The sequence below is a fragment of the Marinomonas pontica genome (assembly GCF_036322735.1).
In the GTDB taxonomy this organism is placed as follows: domain Bacteria; phylum Pseudomonadota; class Gammaproteobacteria; order Pseudomonadales; family Marinomonadaceae; genus Marinomonas; species Marinomonas pontica.
On record NZ_AP027271.1, the window covers coordinates 1,755,506 to 1,770,178 of the forward strand.

The following is a 14,673-nucleotide window of genomic DNA, read 5'->3' on the forward strand; positions in this document are numbered from 1 at the left end:
GGAGTTTCTATGTTGATACAGAATCAGATAGACCAACGCCTTAAAGATCACCTTAATATTTATGATATGACTCTCGAGAATGAGAGTCATATGCATAATGTTCCTGTTGGAAGTGAATCGCACTTTAAGCTTGTATTGGTCAGTGATGACTTTCAAGGCAAACGCCTAGTCCAGCGACATCAGTTGATTTATGGCGCCTTAAAAGAGGAAATGACACAAATACATGCCCTTGCTATGCATTTGTATACAATCAAAGAATGGCAAGATCGTCAATCGCTTGCACCCATTTCCCCAAAATGCCACGGAGGTGAGTAGGCGAACAGTCTACTCGATGAGCCAATGAGTATTAGCGTAGCTATCAATGACGAAAGCGATCAGGTTGTTATCACGATAGTGGGAAGCTTTGACTTCTCGTTGTTTAATGACTTTCGTGAATCTTACTCGGATCTCACTAGACGCTATAACACATACATAGTTGACATGAGTATGGTTGAATATTTAGACAGTGCAGCACTGGGTATGTTGCTTAGCATGAGGAATGCGATTGATGCTGAGTGTCATATTCAATTAAAAGGGGCCAATGATTTCATTAAAAACATTCTAATGATTTCTCGTTTTGATAAGCGCTTTGACATTGTATAAGGCGAAATAGATGAAATTATTATGCGTAGACAGTGAGTTAGTTTATCGCGAAATTATTTCTTTGTGCGCCGAAAAAGCGGGAGTGCTGGTTAAAACCGTAGATAACTTTGACGATGCTGCCGCCGCCTTTGTTGAATTTGCGCCTGATATTGTGACGTTAGACGTGATCATAAAAGGTGGCAATGGCCTAGATTTAGTTAAAAAGCTTAAATCTCTAGCTGGACATCGTTTTGTGCCCATTATCTTTCTTGCATCGCAAACGTCAGACCCGGTTATGGACAGTTGCTTTAAAAACGGCGCTGATGATTTCATTCCAAAGCCGTTCAATGAAGTATTGTTTAATATTCGTTTAAAAACTCATATGCGGCATGTCGAATTGATTAAAGAGATGTATCGCAAAAACAAAGCGCTGACTTTTTATCAAACTGTGATTGAACGCGAACATGAAATGGCGCATCACGTTTTGGATCATATCCAAACACGCAGTGAGCAGAATTCAGAAAGCGTTGCTATTACAAGGCTGTCGGCGGCCAGCTTTAATGGTGATTTGGCATTGGTAAAAACACGCGCTGATGGTGCGCGTTTGGTTTTTGTCGGCGACTTCACTGGGCATGGCCTACCGGCATCCATTGGCGCTTTACCGGTGATGCAGGCTTTTTTTGACGCTGTCGATGATTTGGATGGCATTAATAAATTGGCCAGTAAAATAAACCGAATACTCCTCAGCGTTTTGCCAGACTATATGTTTTGTGCGGGATACATCATGCTGATAACGACCTTTGGTAAAATCACCTATTGGGGAGGAGGCATGCCCAATGCGTTTATTCGTAGAGTGTCTGGTCAGCTTGACTTATTGCGATCGTCCCATATGCCGTTGGGGGTATTGTCTGCGGAAGAGTTTGAATCCGACCTTCAAGAAACCGAGCTTTTGGCTGGTGATACCTTGATTATTATTTCTGATGGTGTACTAGAGTTAAAAAATGCTTCTAATGAAATGCTTGGAAGTGAGAGAACTCAGTCAGTTATTCAAGAATCATATTCTCAAGTGAGCTTATTAAACGCTCAGAAGACCGCAGAAAAAAGGCTGGCAGAATACCGTGGGGAAACCGAGCAGCTTGACGATATAACACTTGTCGCGTTACGCAACACCTGCCTGTGATGCACAGACAGGTGTCTATTGAACTTATCGTTTCCCGCCTTTTTTCTTGTTCTTGTTGCCTTGTGTTTTTGCTTTAGGTTGCGCCTTTGGGAAAGGGCGTTTTTCAGGCTCGGTTCGCAATACCAAAAACAAATCCGTGACGACTTCAGGAATCTGAGCAATACACGAATTGGTTAACTTTTCACTTTCACGAATTTGAACCACTTCTTCGTCATCAAATAAATCGGAAGCGACCATAATAGGAAGAAGCAACTCTGCAACGACTTCTTCTTTTTCCGACTCGAACCATTGGCTTTCTGTCATGAAAACGCCTTCCATGAAGCCCGTCGCCCATTCTTGTAGTTCACTTAATTCCTCAGGAGAGCTTCCCATTTCTAGCTCGCAAGGAATTAAAAAGCCTTCTTCTGATTCTAACTCTTTCTGAATATCAACAAACAAGCGAGATAAATACTGAAGAATTTGCTTCTCTTGCTTTTCATTTTCGAATGTTGGTGTGTCTTCGAAGATGACGGGTAACCATTTATCTTCCGTTATCGGAGTAGGGCAAATAGAAAGAGCGGTCAAAAAGCCATGAGCCATCACAAAGTTCTGACATTCCTCATGAACCTGATCAGAATCCAAAAAATTTTCTAACGTCTCTAGCTCAAGGTCATCAAGAGGTTGGTGTGCCATGTAAATGTTTCCCCAATACAAATTAAGTGTCCGATTCTAGCGAAAACAGGGCGAAAAATCGATGCAGAAAGTGACGGGTTAAGAGATAATTCACAAATGAATGAAAAGACTCTCACACTTTCCCGTTTAGGCTACTCCGAATATCGTCCCTTGCAAGAAAAGGCGATCGATGCTTTGTGCGAAGGGAAAGATGTATTGCTCGCTGCGCCTACCGGCGGTGGGAAATCATTGGTGTATCAGGCAGCAGGGCTGATCCGAAACGGTGTGGCCATTGTTGTCAGCCCACTATTGTCTTTAATGTCTCAACAAGTAGAAGAGTTAAACAAAAAAGGGATTAGAGCTAAATTCCTAAATTCGACCTTAAACCCAGGCGAGCAAGACGATTTGGTATGGGCGTTGCGTCATCAGCACATCGATTTACTCTACTTATCACCAGAAAAATTAGTGCAGCCATCTGTTATTGGCTTCTTGCACAGTTTTGATATCGCCTTATTTGCCATCGATGAAGCGCATTGTATTTCTCAGTGGGGGCGATTTTTCAGACCGGAATACAGCCAATTAGGACAACTTAAGCAGGCTTTTCCAGACATCCCTATCATTGCTCTGACAGGGACAGTTGATCAAAATACCATTCAGACAATTCAAACCTCGTTAAATTTGACCGATTGTCATGTGTTGCGAAGCAGTTTTGACCGAACAAATATAAAGATTCATATTGCGCAAAAGCGAAAAGCGAAACAGCAATTGTTGTACTTTCTGCATCATGAAGTACCCGGTGAAACGGGTATCGTCTACTGTCGTTCTCGTAAAAAAACAGAAGAAATCGCAGGTTGGCTAACCTCACTCGGGCTGCCAAGTTTAAGCTATCATGCTGCTATGTTAGATCAAGACAAACACACAAATCACCGCCTTTTCGCGGAACGACATGGCACTATCATGGTTGCCACAACCGCTTATGGAATGGGCATCGATATCGCTCATGTTCGATTTGTTGTGCATTTGGATTTACCCAACAGCCCTGAAGCCTATTTTCAAGAAGTTGGTCGAGCCGGACGAGATGGTAAGCCCGCTAAATCACTGCTTTTATATGGTTTGCAGGATATGTTACAGGCGCAACAGTTAGTGTCTTTTCACGAAGAAACAGACGCTCAACACCTGAATAATTTGTTTTATATTCTCGAAAATCGAGGGTGTAGAAGGCAAAACTTGTTGTCTCATTTCGATGAAAAAATTGACGCTTGCCAGCATTGTGACCGATGTTTGTCTAATCGCGCCGAACAAAATATGACGATTGCCAGCCAAAAATTACTGTCGTTGATTTATCATACACGGGGCGTACAACCTTTCTCTTTGTTGATACAAGTCTTGCTAGGCAAAAGGACGAAAGCGGTTTTATCCGCCAAAGCAGAGAGTTTACCTTTGTTCGGTAAAGGCAAAGAATTGAGCGAGGCTCAATGGAAGTCCGTCGTACGACATCTTATTGCGTTTGAATACATTACAATTGGTTCATCCCACACATTTACGGTTCAAATTAACGAAAAATCTCGGACAGTGCTTCAGGGCAAAGAGCAAATAATCGTTCCTAACGAACAATACTATCCCACTATGGAAGAAGATCAGATCGGTCGAGAAGCACTACGATGGCACAAGGTTTTAGCTTGGAAATCCACCAGTGAAACAAACAAACTGAGTGACACCCAATTAAGACTTATTTGTTCGCAAAGACCTAAGTCCGTAGCCTCATTGAGTCGATTGACTGGATTATCTAAAGAATATTTCGTTGATTTTGCGGAAGACTTGATCAAGTTGGTAAATGACATTGATTCCGAAGAGGTTGTTTCTGGATGAATGCACTATCAAGAAAAGCACGACACAGCCTCGAAGAAGAAGCCTTAGAACACATCAACAACAAAGTTGAGTCCTGTTTTGAAAGGGCGGATGTGTTTTTTAATAATCGATTTAGGCGGCCTGTTTGTAACCTTAAACAACGCGGAAGGGCTGCAGGAACCGCACACCTGCAAAAGAACGAGCTGCGTTTTAATGTGTATATGTATCAACAAAACCCAAGTGAATTTATGGATACCGTAGTCCCTCATGAAGTAGCGCATTTAATCGTTTATCAAATATATGGCAATACAGTTAAACCGCATGGGAAAGAGTGGCAAGCAGTGATGATTAAAATCTACGGGCTTAGGCCTAACCGTACACACACATTTGATACACCTCCGCAAAAACAAGCGTACGAATACCAATGTTCATGCCAAAAGCATCAATTTAGTAAACAGCGTCATAGTCGAGCGCAGAAAGGAACTGAGTATATCTGTAAGGGCTGTAAATCAACCTTACAGTTTGTAGACAAAAGCAAGTAATAAGCCATTCTTCTCCTTGTAATAATGAATTTTCATGCACATTTGCCTTATGTTCTTCATTTTTGATGCGATTCCAGCCTCCTTATAGTAAGATGAGCCCGTTTTGTTTACAGCGTATATATGATGGATTTATCTAATAGACCCAAAGAAAAGTTAGAGCTGAATAAGCTCCAAAAGCGTCTTCGCAGACTGACAGGCCAAGCTATTTCCGACTTCAACATGATTGAAGACGGTGACAAAGTAATGGTGTGTTTATCGGGCGGTAAAGACTCTTATACCATGCTTGAGATTTTACGAAATTTACAAGCGAGCGCTCCTATCAATTTTAGTATCGTTGCGGTTAATTTGGATCAAAAACAACCAGGTTTTCCGGAGCATATTCTACCTGCCTACTTGGAAGAGTTAGGGGTGGATTTCCATATTTTGGAGCGTGATACTTACAGTATTGTTAAAGAAATCGTACCAGAAGGCAAAACGACTTGCGGCCTTTGTTCGCGCTTACGTCGTGGTTCTTTGTACGGTTTTGCCGAAGAAATAGGGGCAACTAAAATTGCTCTAGGGCACCATAGAGATGACATTCTCGAAACGTTATTTTTAAACATGTTTTTTGGCGGAAAATTGAAATCCATGCCACCAAAATTACTAAGTGATGATGGTAAACATGTTGTTATACGCCCTTTGGCATACTGCAAAGAAAAAGACATTGAAGCGTTTGCTACGATGAAGGAATATCCCATTATTCCATGCAATCTTTGCGGCTCCCAAGAGAATCTTCAACGACAAGTTGTGAAAGATATGCTGCAAAAGTGGGAAGTAGAATTTCCTGGTAGAACGGAAACAATGTTTTCGGCTATGCAGAATGTTGTTCCATCGCACTTAGCAGACACAGAGTTATTTGATTTTAAAGGTCTAAAGCAAGCGCCAGATGCTTTGAACCGACTGAACATAATTTCGTTATAGGATATTTCTAATGAACTTTACGTATAAAACATTGCTTCTTACTGCTGGAATACTTGGAGCTTCTGTTGTTAATGCTTCTACAGCGGGTGTGAGCTTAACCAATGAAACTGTTAAAGGTGACGTAAACTTAGACTTGGGAAGCTTTGGTATCGATGCGGGTATCACCCATGATAAAGACGAAAGCACGTCGACTGCTCACCTTGGTCTAAGCGTACAAGACTCAGACACAAGCGGGCCGTTACAAGTTGGCATTGGCGCACGTTTGTACGCTATCGATGCGGATTTAGATAATGAAGATGATCTGTCAATGGCGCTGAGCTTAGGTGGTTGGTACCGTTACACGATTCCACAAGCTAATCGCGTTAGTATTTACGGCTCATTGTACTATGCGCCCGAAGTATTATCCTTCACTAATCTGGATCACATGTACACATATGAGTTCCGAGCAGAATACATGACGATGCGCAATGCACGTGCCTACATTCGCTATGGTAAGACAGTGACTATTTACGATGACAATACGCGTAAAGAGTCAAACAAAGGTTTGTCTGTCGGTGCTACAGTAGACTTCTAGTTCTAGATTTCTGGACGATATAAAAAAGGTGGCCTAGGCCACCTTTTTTATATCAAGTTACACTCTTTTATATCTGTTACAATCAATCGCCGTCGTAGGCACACAGACTAAAAACTGGAATATCGCTGTCGCGTAATTTTTGGCTTCCACCCAAATCAGGTAAATCAATAATTGCCGCCACTTCTTTAATATTTGCGCCTTGTTTTGTTAGCAATTTGATTGCAGCAAATAAAGTGCCGCCGGTTGCAATCAAGTCGTCAAACAATAAAACTTCATCTCCAGCCTTTACAGAGCCTTCTTGGATTTCAAGCTCTGCTTCTCCATACTCAAGAGCGTACTTTTGAGAGATGGTTTTGCCAGGCAGCTTGCCTTTCTTGCGAACCAAAATCAGTGGCTTTTGAAGTTCATACGCTAAAACAGCAGCGATCAAAAAGCCACGCGCGTCGATACAAGCAATGTGCGTAATATCTGTAGCCATATAACGATGCACATAAGCATCCACTACCATTCTCATCCCTTTAGGATCACTAAAAATAGGGGTGATATCTCGGAAGCTGATGCCTTGTTTTGGCCAATCTTCAACCGTTTGGATTAGCGATTTAACGTAGTAATCATCGTAGAGCATTATGGTATTGCCTCAAAATCATTCAAATGTGAGAGATTTTACCACAATCACTAGCAACCCCAACGAGTTTTTGCATTTCTGGGAAATCAACTATTTCAATTTCTTTTCCGTCTACATGGATCAGTTCACTTTTCTGAAAGCGAGTAATGACACGGCTCACCGTTTCAACTGCTAGTCCCAAGTAATTGCCAATTTCGCCACGAGACATAGACAAACGGAATGAGCTGGCCGAATAGCCTCGTTTTTTGAAGCGATTCGAAAGATTTAAAAGGAAAGAGGCCACTTTTTCATCCGCATTTTTTTTACCGAGTAAAACCATCATTTGTTGGTCATCTGAAATCTTACGGCTCATCACTTTAAACAGTTGGTGCTTTAATGATGGTATCTGAGACGAAAGCTCTTCTAGATGGCTAAATGGTATCTCACAGACGGTTGTTGTTTCTAAAGCCTTGGCAGAAACAGGGTAGGTGTTGGAGTCAATGCCGCTTAGGCCTACCAACTCACTAGGGCAATAAAAGCCAGTAATTTGTTCTTCACCAAAAGAGGTAATGTTAAACGTTTTTAGTGTTCCAGAGCGAACAGCGTAAACGGAATCAAAGGCTTCACCCTGACGAAAAAGGAATTCACCTTTTTTGAGTGGTTTTTTACGCTCAATAATTTGGTCCAATCTATTGATGTCTTCATCAGCTAGAGCAATTGGAAGGCATAGTGCACTTAAACTGCAGTTCTGGCACTGCGAAGTTAACGTGCTATTAAAACGCGAATGTGTGTGTGTCATTGACATTTAGCTCTCCCTGAGATCCATCTATATTACTTTAGAATATTTTACTGTGTTGTTTAAATGCTTATCGAAAACCATACAAATGCATCGAATAAGCAAACGCCCACGCTCGGTAACCTTAATTGTGGTCTGCATTCCACACTGGTCTATTTCAATCATTCCATCTTCTAGCATAGGAGATAGCTTGTCCATTTCCTGAGAAAAATAATCGAAGAAATGAATTTTGTGCCTTTCCTCTACCTCTGTAACGTCCAATTTAAATTGAGATATGAGCGTCATAATAACCTGATGTCTAACTCTATCATCGTGGTCACTAATGTACCCTTTTGCAATCGCTAGTTGACCTTTTTCAATACTACTCCTATAAGCAGATAAGTCTGTGTAGTTCTGTATATAAATGCCATTTAAATCGCTAATAGCAGACACACCAAAAGCCACTAAGTCTGTACCAGCATGTGTTGTGTAGCCTTGAAAATTTCTTTGTAACTTGCCTTGTTTTTGAGCAAGCGCTAATTCATCGCTGGGTTTAGCAAAATGATCCATACCAATGTAATCGTAACCCGCTGCGGTTAGGTATTCGATGCTCATTTTTAATAAATCTAGCTTGATATTGGGTAAGGGAAGAGTGTTGTCTAAAATGCGTTTCTGAGCACGAAACCGCTCAGGCAGGTGCGCATAGTTAAACAATGAAATACGTTCAGGAGACAATGAAATCACCTGATCAAGAGTTTCTTTGAATCCCTCTAGTGACTGGTAGGGCAGGCCATATATCAAATCAAAATTAATGGATTTAATGCCCAGTGAGCGAGCATTGTCCACAAGCTCAGACACCATGGTAAGCGGCTGAACCCGATGAATGGCTTCTTGTACTTTAGCATCAAAGTCTTGCACACCAATACTGATTCGGTTTATTCCCATTTCCGTCAATAATTTCAGCTTTGAATAGGTAATTTCTCTAGGATCTATCTCAATACTGTAATCTTGAGTGCCATCATTTACTAAATTGAAATACTGTTTGATGTTTTCAAACAGAGTTGCGATCAGCTCTTCTGTCAAAAAGGTGGGAGTTCCACCGCCAAAATGCAACTGCGTAACGTCTCTGGTGTGATCGAGCATCAGGCTACGTAGCCTCATTTCTTCACCGAGCAGTTCGACGTATTCCACACCTTTGTCATATTGCTTTGTCACAATTTTATTGCATGCACAGTAGTAACAAAGGTGTGCACAAAATGGTATGTGGAAATATAAGCTCAAAGGGGCATCCGATGGCATTAACATCTTGTCGATTAGAGCAATCTTACTGATTGCTGGATCAAACTGTGGCGCGGTCGGGTATGAAGTATAGCGGGGCCCAGATAAATCATACTTACTAATAAGTGAAGAATCCCAAATCATCGTGTGTTCCTATTAAAATTTCTAATAGGAAGTCTACTCTTTAGCGGTGTGGTCTTTTCTGACGCAGATCAATAATTATCATGCTGACAGGATAAAAACACACAAACCTTCCCCAAAAATTTTCGACCACCGTTCTCAGCGAACGTGGAATTTGATTTAATGGTTTTTTTAAAATCTGAATACTATGAAAACATCACATTTTTACCTCGCCCATGGTGCGGGAGTCGGTCATAAAAATGAATTTATGACGCAGCTTTGTCGCTCGCTTTCAGAAGAAGCGCAACAGACCGTGTATCCTGTGACATTTTCTTATATGCAGGAACAAGAACGCTCAGGCAAAAAAAGACCGCCCCCTCGGTTTAATACGCTAATCCCAGAGTTTAGCAAGTGCATCGAACAAGAGCGCTCTTGTATTGTTGCAGGCAAATCAATGGGAGGACGGGTCGCTAGTCAATTGACTAATTTACCAATGGTCAAAGGTGTCGTGTGTTTTGGTTTTCCTTTTTACCCCGCTGGGAAGCCAGAAAAGCACCGATTGTCATTCCTAGAAAATTTGACCGCTCCCTGTCTAATAATACAAGGGACAAGAGATCAGCTTGGCTCATTGGAGTGGGTAAGTCGTCAAAACCTCCCCAGCAATGTTGAAATCATTTGGATTGAGGGAGCAGACCATGACTTCAAGACGCTAAAAAAATACAATAGAAGCATCGATGATACGATTTCAGAAATTAGCGCACACACCAAAAATTGGTTAGACAACAAGCTAGAGTGCAGAGATTAATACAGCAGAGAAGAATACTATGGAATATCAAGCCGTACTTGATGCAACGGATTTACTGTGCCCTGAGCCAGTAATGATGCTGCATGTGGAAATGAGAAAAATGGCTGCGAAAGACATACTTAAAGTGATCGCGACAGACCCATCAACAACCCGCGATATACCAAAGTTTTGCCAATTTCTCGGGCACACACTGGTAAAGCAAGAACAAGAAGGGAGTGTTTACTACTATTGGATTGAAAAAAAGTCGAGTTGAAAAAGAATGAAAGAAAGCCCAGTTTTTTCTGGGCTTTCCGGTATTTCTAAATGTTTTTAAGCCACTTTCAGATTACTCGAGGACTCTTTTTGTCCATGAATTGCGCTTTGATAAGTTTGTTCAAAACTTGAATAAGAAACGTCGATATCTAACCTTAGGTGACGGGCGACGTCGTTTGAAGACACCAGACCTCGTATTGCTTTTGTCTCTTCATCTATGACAAGTAAATGTTGCAAAGAATTATTGCGCTGACTAAATAGAAGAGATTCAATATCTGAATGTTTAAGTGACGTATAAGAAAGAGCGAGTAACACTTCTTTTGATCTCATCAAATCAGCAACCATCAATTCAGAGCGCTTAAACCCATTCGCTACTTGCTTAATAAACACATCTTCAGATAAATCTTCTAAGCTAATGATCCCAATAAATTGGTTGTTTTCATCGACGACAATTTTCATTCGGACGTGTTCTTTTCTCATTAAATGCACGAGCTCATCAGCAGGGGTGCTGGATTCAATGACTCGAGGACCTGCATTTTGAAAGTCGGTGAACACAGACAAAGCGGATGAGTAGAGAGTGATGTTCTCGACAGTGGTAGGCCAAGTTAGCTCATTTACATTTTTTGTTGATACATACGTTAACGTTTTCATGATTAGTCACCAGTACAAAATGAATAGATAAAAATTGGGGTGAGTTAGATCAGTGAAAAAGGTGGCGCCCTAGGGTTAACGTTGCTATGGATGGCTGATGTGAGAAAATAGGAACTTCTGTAAAAGGAGCGTGAAAACGTTGCTTCAGCGAAACTATGTGATGAATGACGAGCCAAGCAGCCTTTATCTGATCCGTTTTCTTCATCAAGAGCAACCACTTCGCCGCAGTGTTGTTCGGCTATTGGTTCCATCCAGCGAAACTGATTAACTTCTTTTGCATTAGCGCGTTGAGAGATCGTCAAAATTGACGACGCAATCACGGCAATGATCATAAGGAGTTGGAATTTCATGGAGCACCAAATGTTTGATTTATATTTTGAATATAGGCCTGATGCCATTGAAATTACAGCCTTTTTTACAAAATGCCGCATATTTTCACGATCCGCTACTTTGTTGAACCATTATGGTCATAATGAATAAGGCTTGATCTATGTCGACTTTCTGTTTGGTGTTTTCCGATACGCTATATCACAGGAAACACAAACTACCAGGAGAATAGTATGAAAGCCGCGGTCGCCAACACATTCGGGTCTATCCTTAACATTGAAGATATTCCAATGCCTAACATTGAGTCTCATCAGGTACTTGTAAAAATTCATGCTTGTGGTGTATGTCACACTGATTTGCATGCATGCCATGGAGATTGGCCGGTGAAACCGACTTTGCCGTTGGTACCTGGACACGAAGGTGTTGGAGAGGTTGTTCAAGTGGGCAGCGCTGTGAAGCACATTAAGCAAGGTGATCGGGTTGGAATTCCTTGGTTATACAGCGCTTGTGGTCATTGCGAATATTGCTTGAGTGGCGATGAAAACCTGTGCCTCTCGCAACAAAATGCTGGGTACTCCGTTAATGGTAGCTATGCGGAATATTGTGCTGCGGATGCCGATTATGTTGTCAAAGTGCCTGCTAATTTAAGTTTTGTTGACGCGGCGCCATTGTTTTGTGCTGGTGTTACTACTTATAAAGCGCTCAAAGTCTCCAAGGCGAAACCTGGAAACTGGGTGGCCATTTTTGGCATCGGCGGACTTGGCCATCTTGCTGTCCAGTATGCTGTGGCTATGGGTTTTCGGGTTGTTGCAGTCGACACAGGCCAAGCGAAACGAGAACTTGCTATCTCGCTAGGTGCAGAAGCGTACTGTGACTTTAAAACTGACAATGTCGTTGAAGATATTCTTCATGCCACGGGTGGTGTTCATGCCAGCGTGTGTACCGCAGTAAGCAAAGCAGGCTTTAGGCAGAGTTATGATGTCATTCGACGTGGCGGTAAGTGTGTTTTAGTGGGTTTGCCAGCAGATGACATGCCGCTTCCTATTTTCAACACAGTGCTGAATGGAGTGAGTGTTGTTGGTTCTATCGTTGGTACAAGAAAAGATTTAGAGGAATGCTTGGAGTTTGCAGCGCGTGGCAAGGTGAAGGCCATCATAGAAGAGAAAAAACTTGATGACATCAACGAGATTTTTGCCGATATGGAAAAAGGCGAAATTACGGGCCGTATCGTTATGTCTATGTAATCTAAGTTGACATAAAAAAAGGAAAATCTAAAAGTAAGGCGAATTTACATCGCCTTACTTTTTGTAGTCACATCATGTCGGTTTTAAGCGGTTGCTGCTGGCAACATGATTGTTGCTTCACCTGTCACAACAACTTTACCGTCGCATTCGCACACGGTTTTTAATGTTGCACGTCGGCGTCTTTCATTAATGTCGGTAACGGTAATTGTCGTGATCACTTCTTGCCCAATAAATACTGGCGCTCGAAACTTCAGAGTTTGTTCTAAGTAAATACAACCCGGCCCAGGTAGCTGTGTACCAATTGCGGCTGAGATAAAGCCCGCCGTCAGCATGCCGTGGGCAATAGGCTGACCGAAAGAGGTTGTCGCTGCGTATTCTGCGTCTAAATGCACAGGGTTTGTGTCACCCGTCACATCAGCAAACGCGTGAACATCTGCCTCTGTGACTACTTTGCGGTATTCGACGCTTTGATCAATTGAAAGCTGTTCTAATGTATAACCAGAAGTCATTGCCAATCCTTATTTAGTCATTTTCGAGTATGGTACACTTTCGACGAACCATTCTTAAGAGGTATCTATGGTTAAATTGGTGATTTTTGATTGGGACGGTACGCTATTCGATTCCATCGATAAAATTTGCGAATCCATGCTCCAAGCAGGCCGTCTGGCCAATGCCCCTGCCAGACAGAAAGAAGACATTAAAAACATCATTGGTTTGTCACTTGATAAAGCCGTATCGGTAGTGTGGCCAGAACTAAAAAGTGCCCACCAAAATAATCTTATTGAGCATTATAAACGTATTTACGTTGCCGCTGACCAAGCGCCACCATCGGCTTATGCCGGTGTATTAGCGGTTTTGGATCAGTTAAAAGTCGCGGGAATTCAACTGGCGGTTGCCACCGGAAAGAGTCGACGAGGTTTGGATCGAGTTATGGCTCTAACTAAGACGGAAAATTACTTTGTTGCAACACGCTGTGCCGACGAAGCATTATCAAAGCCGCATCCGCTAATGCTTGAACAGTTACTCAACGAATTAGATACATTACCAGAGAACGCCATTATGATAGGCGACACAGAGTATGATTTAGAAATGGCAACTAATGCAGGCATGAAAAGCGTCGGAGTGACCTATGGCGCACATCATGAAGACCGGCTAAAAGCTTGTAAGCCACACGCCATCATTGACCACTTTACACAATTACCAACTATATTAGGGCTTTAAAGTAATGAGCTGGACAGAAGATGAAGATCAGCAACACAAAATCACAGATGCGACGTCATCTCCACCAAATAAATCGTCAGTGAAAGATAACCTTGACCCGAATAAAGAAATTTGGAGTTTGTTAGAAAAAACACTGAGTGAAAACCTGATAGAAAAACGTCGTAGTCGCCGCTGGAAAATTTTCTTTCGTTTTCTTACATTGATTATTGTAATTTCCGTGATCGTTGGGTGGTTCGCAAAGTCCAGCCTGCAAGATGTAAGTCTCGAAGGAGATGTAGTGGCAATGATTCCGATGCGTGGCGTAATAGGCGCCAACGCGGAAATTGAGTCATCCGAATTCGTTCGATTGCTGGATAATGCATATCAAAATACACAGCTCACTGGTGTTATTATAGAAATGAACAGTCCTGGCGGTAGTCCTGTGCATTCGGGCATTATCTACGATGCCATTCGTAGTAAAGAACAAGCTTACCCAGAAATTCCGGTTATCGTCGTGGTCGAAGACATGGCGGCTTCTGGAGGTTATTACATCGCGTCCGCTGCTAACGAAATTTACGCGGACAAAGCCAGTTTAGTCGGTTCCATCGGTGTCATCTCATCAGGCTTTGATGCCAGCCATTTGCTTGAAAAAATTGGTGTTGAGCGTCGCACATTCACCGCTGGCCGCAATAAAGCCTTTCTGGATCCATTTACCCCCATGACTGAAGAAGCCAAAGCGAAATGGCAAGCGGTGCTGGATGAAACGCATCAACAGTTCATCAACGCAGTGAAAGAAGGCAGAGGAAAAAAGTTGGTCATTACTAACGATGTATTTTCTGGCATGGTGTTTACGGGCTCGCAAGCCATCAAAATTGGCTTAATTGACGGCTTAGCCAGTGTTAATGACATTCTAGACAGTCGCTTTCCTAATGCAGAACCTGTTGTATACGAGCCAAAACAAGATTCTTGGAAAGAATTGGCGAAAGAGCTTGGTGTTGAAATGGCGACAAGAGTCATTAATAGCACAAACCTTCAATAGCC

At 42.1% G+C, this 14,673-nt stretch carries 19 protein-coding genes; 12 read left to right on the forward strand and 7 right to left on the reverse strand.

What is annotated here, in order from left to right; translation table 11 throughout:
• Positions 1-9: 9 nt before the first annotated feature.
• From AABA11_RS08175 to AABA11_RS08185, 3 genes are read left to right on the forward strand one after another with little or no spacing between them, the layout of a single operon-like run.
• On the forward strand, positions 10-315 hold the full coding sequence (locus AABA11_RS08175; protein WP_265727892.1) for a BolA/IbaG family iron-sulfur metabolism protein: 306 nt from the start codon (positions 10-12) through the stop codon (positions 313-315).
• Positions 316-339: 24 nt separating this feature from the next.
• Positions 340-642, forward strand: coding sequence for an STAS domain-containing protein (locus AABA11_RS08180; protein WP_265727893.1), 303 nt, complete (start codon positions 340-342; stop codon positions 640-642).
• A gap of 10 nt (positions 643-652) precedes the next feature.
• The gene (locus AABA11_RS08185; protein WP_338266925.1) at positions 653-1,801 is read left to right on the forward strand and encodes a fused response regulator/phosphatase; all 1,149 of its coding nucleotides are present in this window, start codon (positions 653-655) and stop codon (positions 1,799-1,801) included.
• Positions 1,802-1,825: 24 nt separating this feature from the next.
• Here AABA11_RS08185 and AABA11_RS08190 read toward each other — a convergent pair whose 3' ends face one another.
• A complete protein-coding gene (locus AABA11_RS08190; RefSeq protein ID WP_338266927.1) occupies positions 1,826-2,473 on the reverse strand; it encodes a UPF0149 family protein in 648 nt (215 codons plus the stop codon).
• A 96-nt stretch (positions 2,474-2,569) separates the two neighbouring features.
• On the opposite strand from AABA11_RS08190, the gene AABA11_RS08195 reads away from it, so the two are divergent.
• From AABA11_RS08195 to AABA11_RS08210, 4 genes are all read left to right on the forward strand, one after another.
• Entirely contained in the window at positions 2,570-4,321 is a 1,752-nt protein-coding gene (locus AABA11_RS08195) for a RecQ family ATP-dependent DNA helicase (RefSeq protein ID WP_338266929.1), read from the forward strand.
• The gene (locus AABA11_RS08200) at positions 4,318-4,842 is read left to right on the forward strand and encodes a SprT family zinc-dependent metalloprotease (RefSeq protein ID WP_338266932.1); all 525 of its coding nucleotides are present in this window, start codon (positions 4,318-4,320) and stop codon (positions 4,840-4,842) included. The genes AABA11_RS08195 and AABA11_RS08200 overlap by 4 nt, the downstream gene beginning before the upstream one ends.
• Positions 4,843-4,962: 120 nt before the next feature.
• Complete coding sequence (gene ttcA, locus AABA11_RS08205) at positions 4,963-5,802, forward strand: tRNA 2-thiocytidine(32) synthetase TtcA (protein WP_265727898.1); 840 nt, start codon at positions 4,963-4,965, stop codon at positions 5,800-5,802.
• 10 nt (positions 5,803-5,812) lie between these two features.
• A complete protein-coding gene (locus tag AABA11_RS08210) occupies positions 5,813-6,376 on the forward strand; it encodes a YfaZ family outer membrane protein (protein WP_265727899.1) in 564 nt (187 codons plus the stop codon).
• Positions 6,377-6,458: 82 nt separating this feature from the next.
• Here AABA11_RS08210 and AABA11_RS08215 read toward each other — a convergent pair whose 3' ends face one another.
• From AABA11_RS08215 to hemN, 3 genes are read right to left on the reverse strand one after another with little or no spacing between them, the layout of a single operon-like run.
• Positions 6,459-7,001 (reverse strand): adenine phosphoribosyltransferase, encoded by a 543-nt coding sequence (locus AABA11_RS08215; RefSeq protein ID WP_265727900.1) that lies wholly within the window; start codon positions 6,999-7,001, stop codon positions 6,459-6,461.
• A 22-nt stretch (positions 7,002-7,023) separates the two neighbouring features.
• A complete protein-coding gene (fnr, locus tag AABA11_RS08220) occupies positions 7,024-7,785 on the reverse strand; it encodes a fumarate/nitrate reduction transcriptional regulator Fnr (protein WP_265727901.1) in 762 nt (253 codons plus the stop codon).
• Positions 7,786-7,806: 21 nt separating this feature from the next.
• The gene (gene hemN, locus AABA11_RS08225) at positions 7,807-9,177 is read right to left on the reverse strand and encodes an oxygen-independent coproporphyrinogen III oxidase (RefSeq protein WP_338266937.1); all 1,371 of its coding nucleotides are present in this window, start codon (positions 9,175-9,177) and stop codon (positions 7,807-7,809) included.
• A 184-nt stretch (positions 9,178-9,361) separates the two neighbouring features.
• Between hemN and AABA11_RS08230 the strand changes: the two genes are divergently transcribed.
• Together AABA11_RS08230 and tusA are read left to right on the forward strand one after the other, a co-directional pair.
• Positions 9,362-9,958 carry an alpha/beta family hydrolase gene (locus AABA11_RS08230; RefSeq protein ID WP_338266939.1) on the forward strand — a complete coding sequence of 199 codons (597 nt, stop codon included), beginning with the start codon at positions 9,362-9,364 and terminating at the stop codon, positions 9,956-9,958.
• Between the two features lie 19 nt (positions 9,959-9,977).
• Positions 9,978-10,211 (forward strand): sulfurtransferase TusA, encoded by a 234-nt coding sequence (gene tusA / locus AABA11_RS08235; RefSeq protein WP_338266940.1) that lies wholly within the window; start codon positions 9,978-9,980, stop codon positions 10,209-10,211.
• A 56-nt stretch (positions 10,212-10,267) separates the two neighbouring features.
• On the opposite strand, the gene AABA11_RS08240 is transcribed toward tusA, so the two are convergent.
• Entirely contained in the window at positions 10,268-10,861 is a 594-nt protein-coding gene (locus AABA11_RS08240) for a CBS domain-containing protein (RefSeq protein WP_338266942.1), read from the reverse strand.
• Positions 10,862-10,905: 44 nt separating this feature from the next.
• On the reverse strand, positions 10,906-11,211 hold the full coding sequence (locus AABA11_RS08245; protein WP_338266944.1) for a hypothetical protein: 306 nt from the start codon (positions 11,209-11,211) through the stop codon (positions 10,906-10,908).
• 210 nt (positions 11,212-11,421) lie between these two features.
• On the opposite strand from AABA11_RS08245, the gene adhP reads away from it, so the two are divergent.
• Positions 11,422-12,432, forward strand: a complete 1,011-nt coding sequence (adhP, locus tag AABA11_RS08250; protein ID WP_338266946.1) for an alcohol dehydrogenase AdhP — start codon at positions 11,422-11,424, stop codon at positions 12,430-12,432.
• A gap of 83 nt (positions 12,433-12,515) precedes the next feature.
• Here adhP and AABA11_RS08255 read toward each other — a convergent pair whose 3' ends face one another.
• Entirely contained in the window at positions 12,516-12,941 is a 426-nt protein-coding gene (locus AABA11_RS08255; RefSeq protein ID WP_265727908.1) for a MaoC family dehydratase, read from the reverse strand.
• A 67-nt stretch (positions 12,942-13,008) separates the two neighbouring features.
• On the opposite strand from AABA11_RS08255, the gene AABA11_RS08260 reads away from it, so the two are divergent.
• Together AABA11_RS08260 and sppA are read left to right on the forward strand one after the other, a co-directional pair.
• Complete coding sequence (locus tag AABA11_RS08260) at positions 13,009-13,653, forward strand: HAD-IA family hydrolase (protein WP_338266949.1); 645 nt, start codon at positions 13,009-13,011, stop codon at positions 13,651-13,653.
• Between the two features lie 4 nt (positions 13,654-13,657).
• A complete protein-coding gene (gene sppA, locus AABA11_RS08265; RefSeq protein WP_338266951.1) occupies positions 13,658-14,671 on the forward strand; it encodes a signal peptide peptidase SppA in 1,014 nt (337 codons plus the stop codon).
• Positions 14,672-14,673: the final 2 nt, after the last annotated feature.

Excerpts from the sequence above, each read along its gene's own strand:
- AABA11_RS08175 (WP_265727892.1), top strand. The coding sequence starts at position 10 with ATGTTGATACAGAATCAGATAGACCAACGCCTTAAAGATCACCTTAAT.
- AABA11_RS08180 (WP_265727893.1), top strand. The coding sequence starts at position 340 with ATGAGTATTAGCGTAGCTATCAATGACGAAAGCGATCAGGTTGTTATC.
- AABA11_RS08185 (WP_338266925.1), top strand. The coding sequence starts at position 653 with ATGAAATTATTATGCGTAGACAGTGAGTTAGTTTATCGCGAAATTATT.
- AABA11_RS08190 (WP_338266927.1), bottom strand. The coding sequence starts at position 2,473 with ATGGCACACCAACCTCTTGATGACCTTGAGCTAGAGACGTTAGAAAAT.
- AABA11_RS08195 (WP_338266929.1), top strand. The coding sequence starts at position 2,570 with ATGAATGAAAAGACTCTCACACTTTCCCGTTTAGGCTACTCCGAATAT.
- AABA11_RS08200 (WP_338266932.1), top strand. The coding sequence starts at position 4,318 with ATGAATGCACTATCAAGAAAAGCACGACACAGCCTCGAAGAAGAAGCC.
- ttcA (WP_265727898.1), top strand. The coding sequence starts at position 4,963 with ATGATGGATTTATCTAATAGACCCAAAGAAAAGTTAGAGCTGAATAAG.
- AABA11_RS08210 (WP_265727899.1), top strand. The coding sequence starts at position 5,813 with ATGAACTTTACGTATAAAACATTGCTTCTTACTGCTGGAATACTTGGA.
- AABA11_RS08215 (WP_265727900.1), bottom strand. The coding sequence starts at position 7,001 with ATGCTCTACGATGATTACTACGTTAAATCGCTAATCCAAACGGTTGAA.
- fnr (WP_265727901.1), bottom strand. The coding sequence starts at position 7,785 with ATGTCAATGACACACACACATTCGCGTTTTAATAGCACGTTAACTTCG.
- hemN (WP_338266937.1), bottom strand. The coding sequence starts at position 9,177 with ATGATTTGGGATTCTTCACTTATTAGTAAGTATGATTTATCTGGGCCC.
- AABA11_RS08230 (WP_338266939.1), top strand. The coding sequence starts at position 9,362 with ATGAAAACATCACATTTTTACCTCGCCCATGGTGCGGGAGTCGGTCAT.
- tusA (WP_338266940.1), top strand. The coding sequence starts at position 9,978 with ATGGAATATCAAGCCGTACTTGATGCAACGGATTTACTGTGCCCTGAG.
- AABA11_RS08240 (WP_338266942.1), bottom strand. The coding sequence starts at position 10,861 with ATGAAAACGTTAACGTATGTATCAACAAAAAATGTAAATGAGCTAACT.
- AABA11_RS08245 (WP_338266944.1), bottom strand. The coding sequence starts at position 11,211 with ATGAAATTCCAACTCCTTATGATCATTGCCGTGATTGCGTCGTCAATT.
- adhP (WP_338266946.1), top strand. The coding sequence starts at position 11,422 with ATGAAAGCCGCGGTCGCCAACACATTCGGGTCTATCCTTAACATTGAA.
- AABA11_RS08255 (WP_265727908.1), bottom strand. The coding sequence starts at position 12,941 with ATGACTTCTGGTTATACATTAGAACAGCTTTCAATTGATCAAAGCGTC.
- AABA11_RS08260 (WP_338266949.1), top strand. The coding sequence starts at position 13,009 with ATGGTTAAATTGGTGATTTTTGATTGGGACGGTACGCTATTCGATTCC.
- sppA (WP_338266951.1), top strand. The coding sequence starts at position 13,658 with ATGAGCTGGACAGAAGATGAAGATCAGCAACACAAAATCACAGATGCG.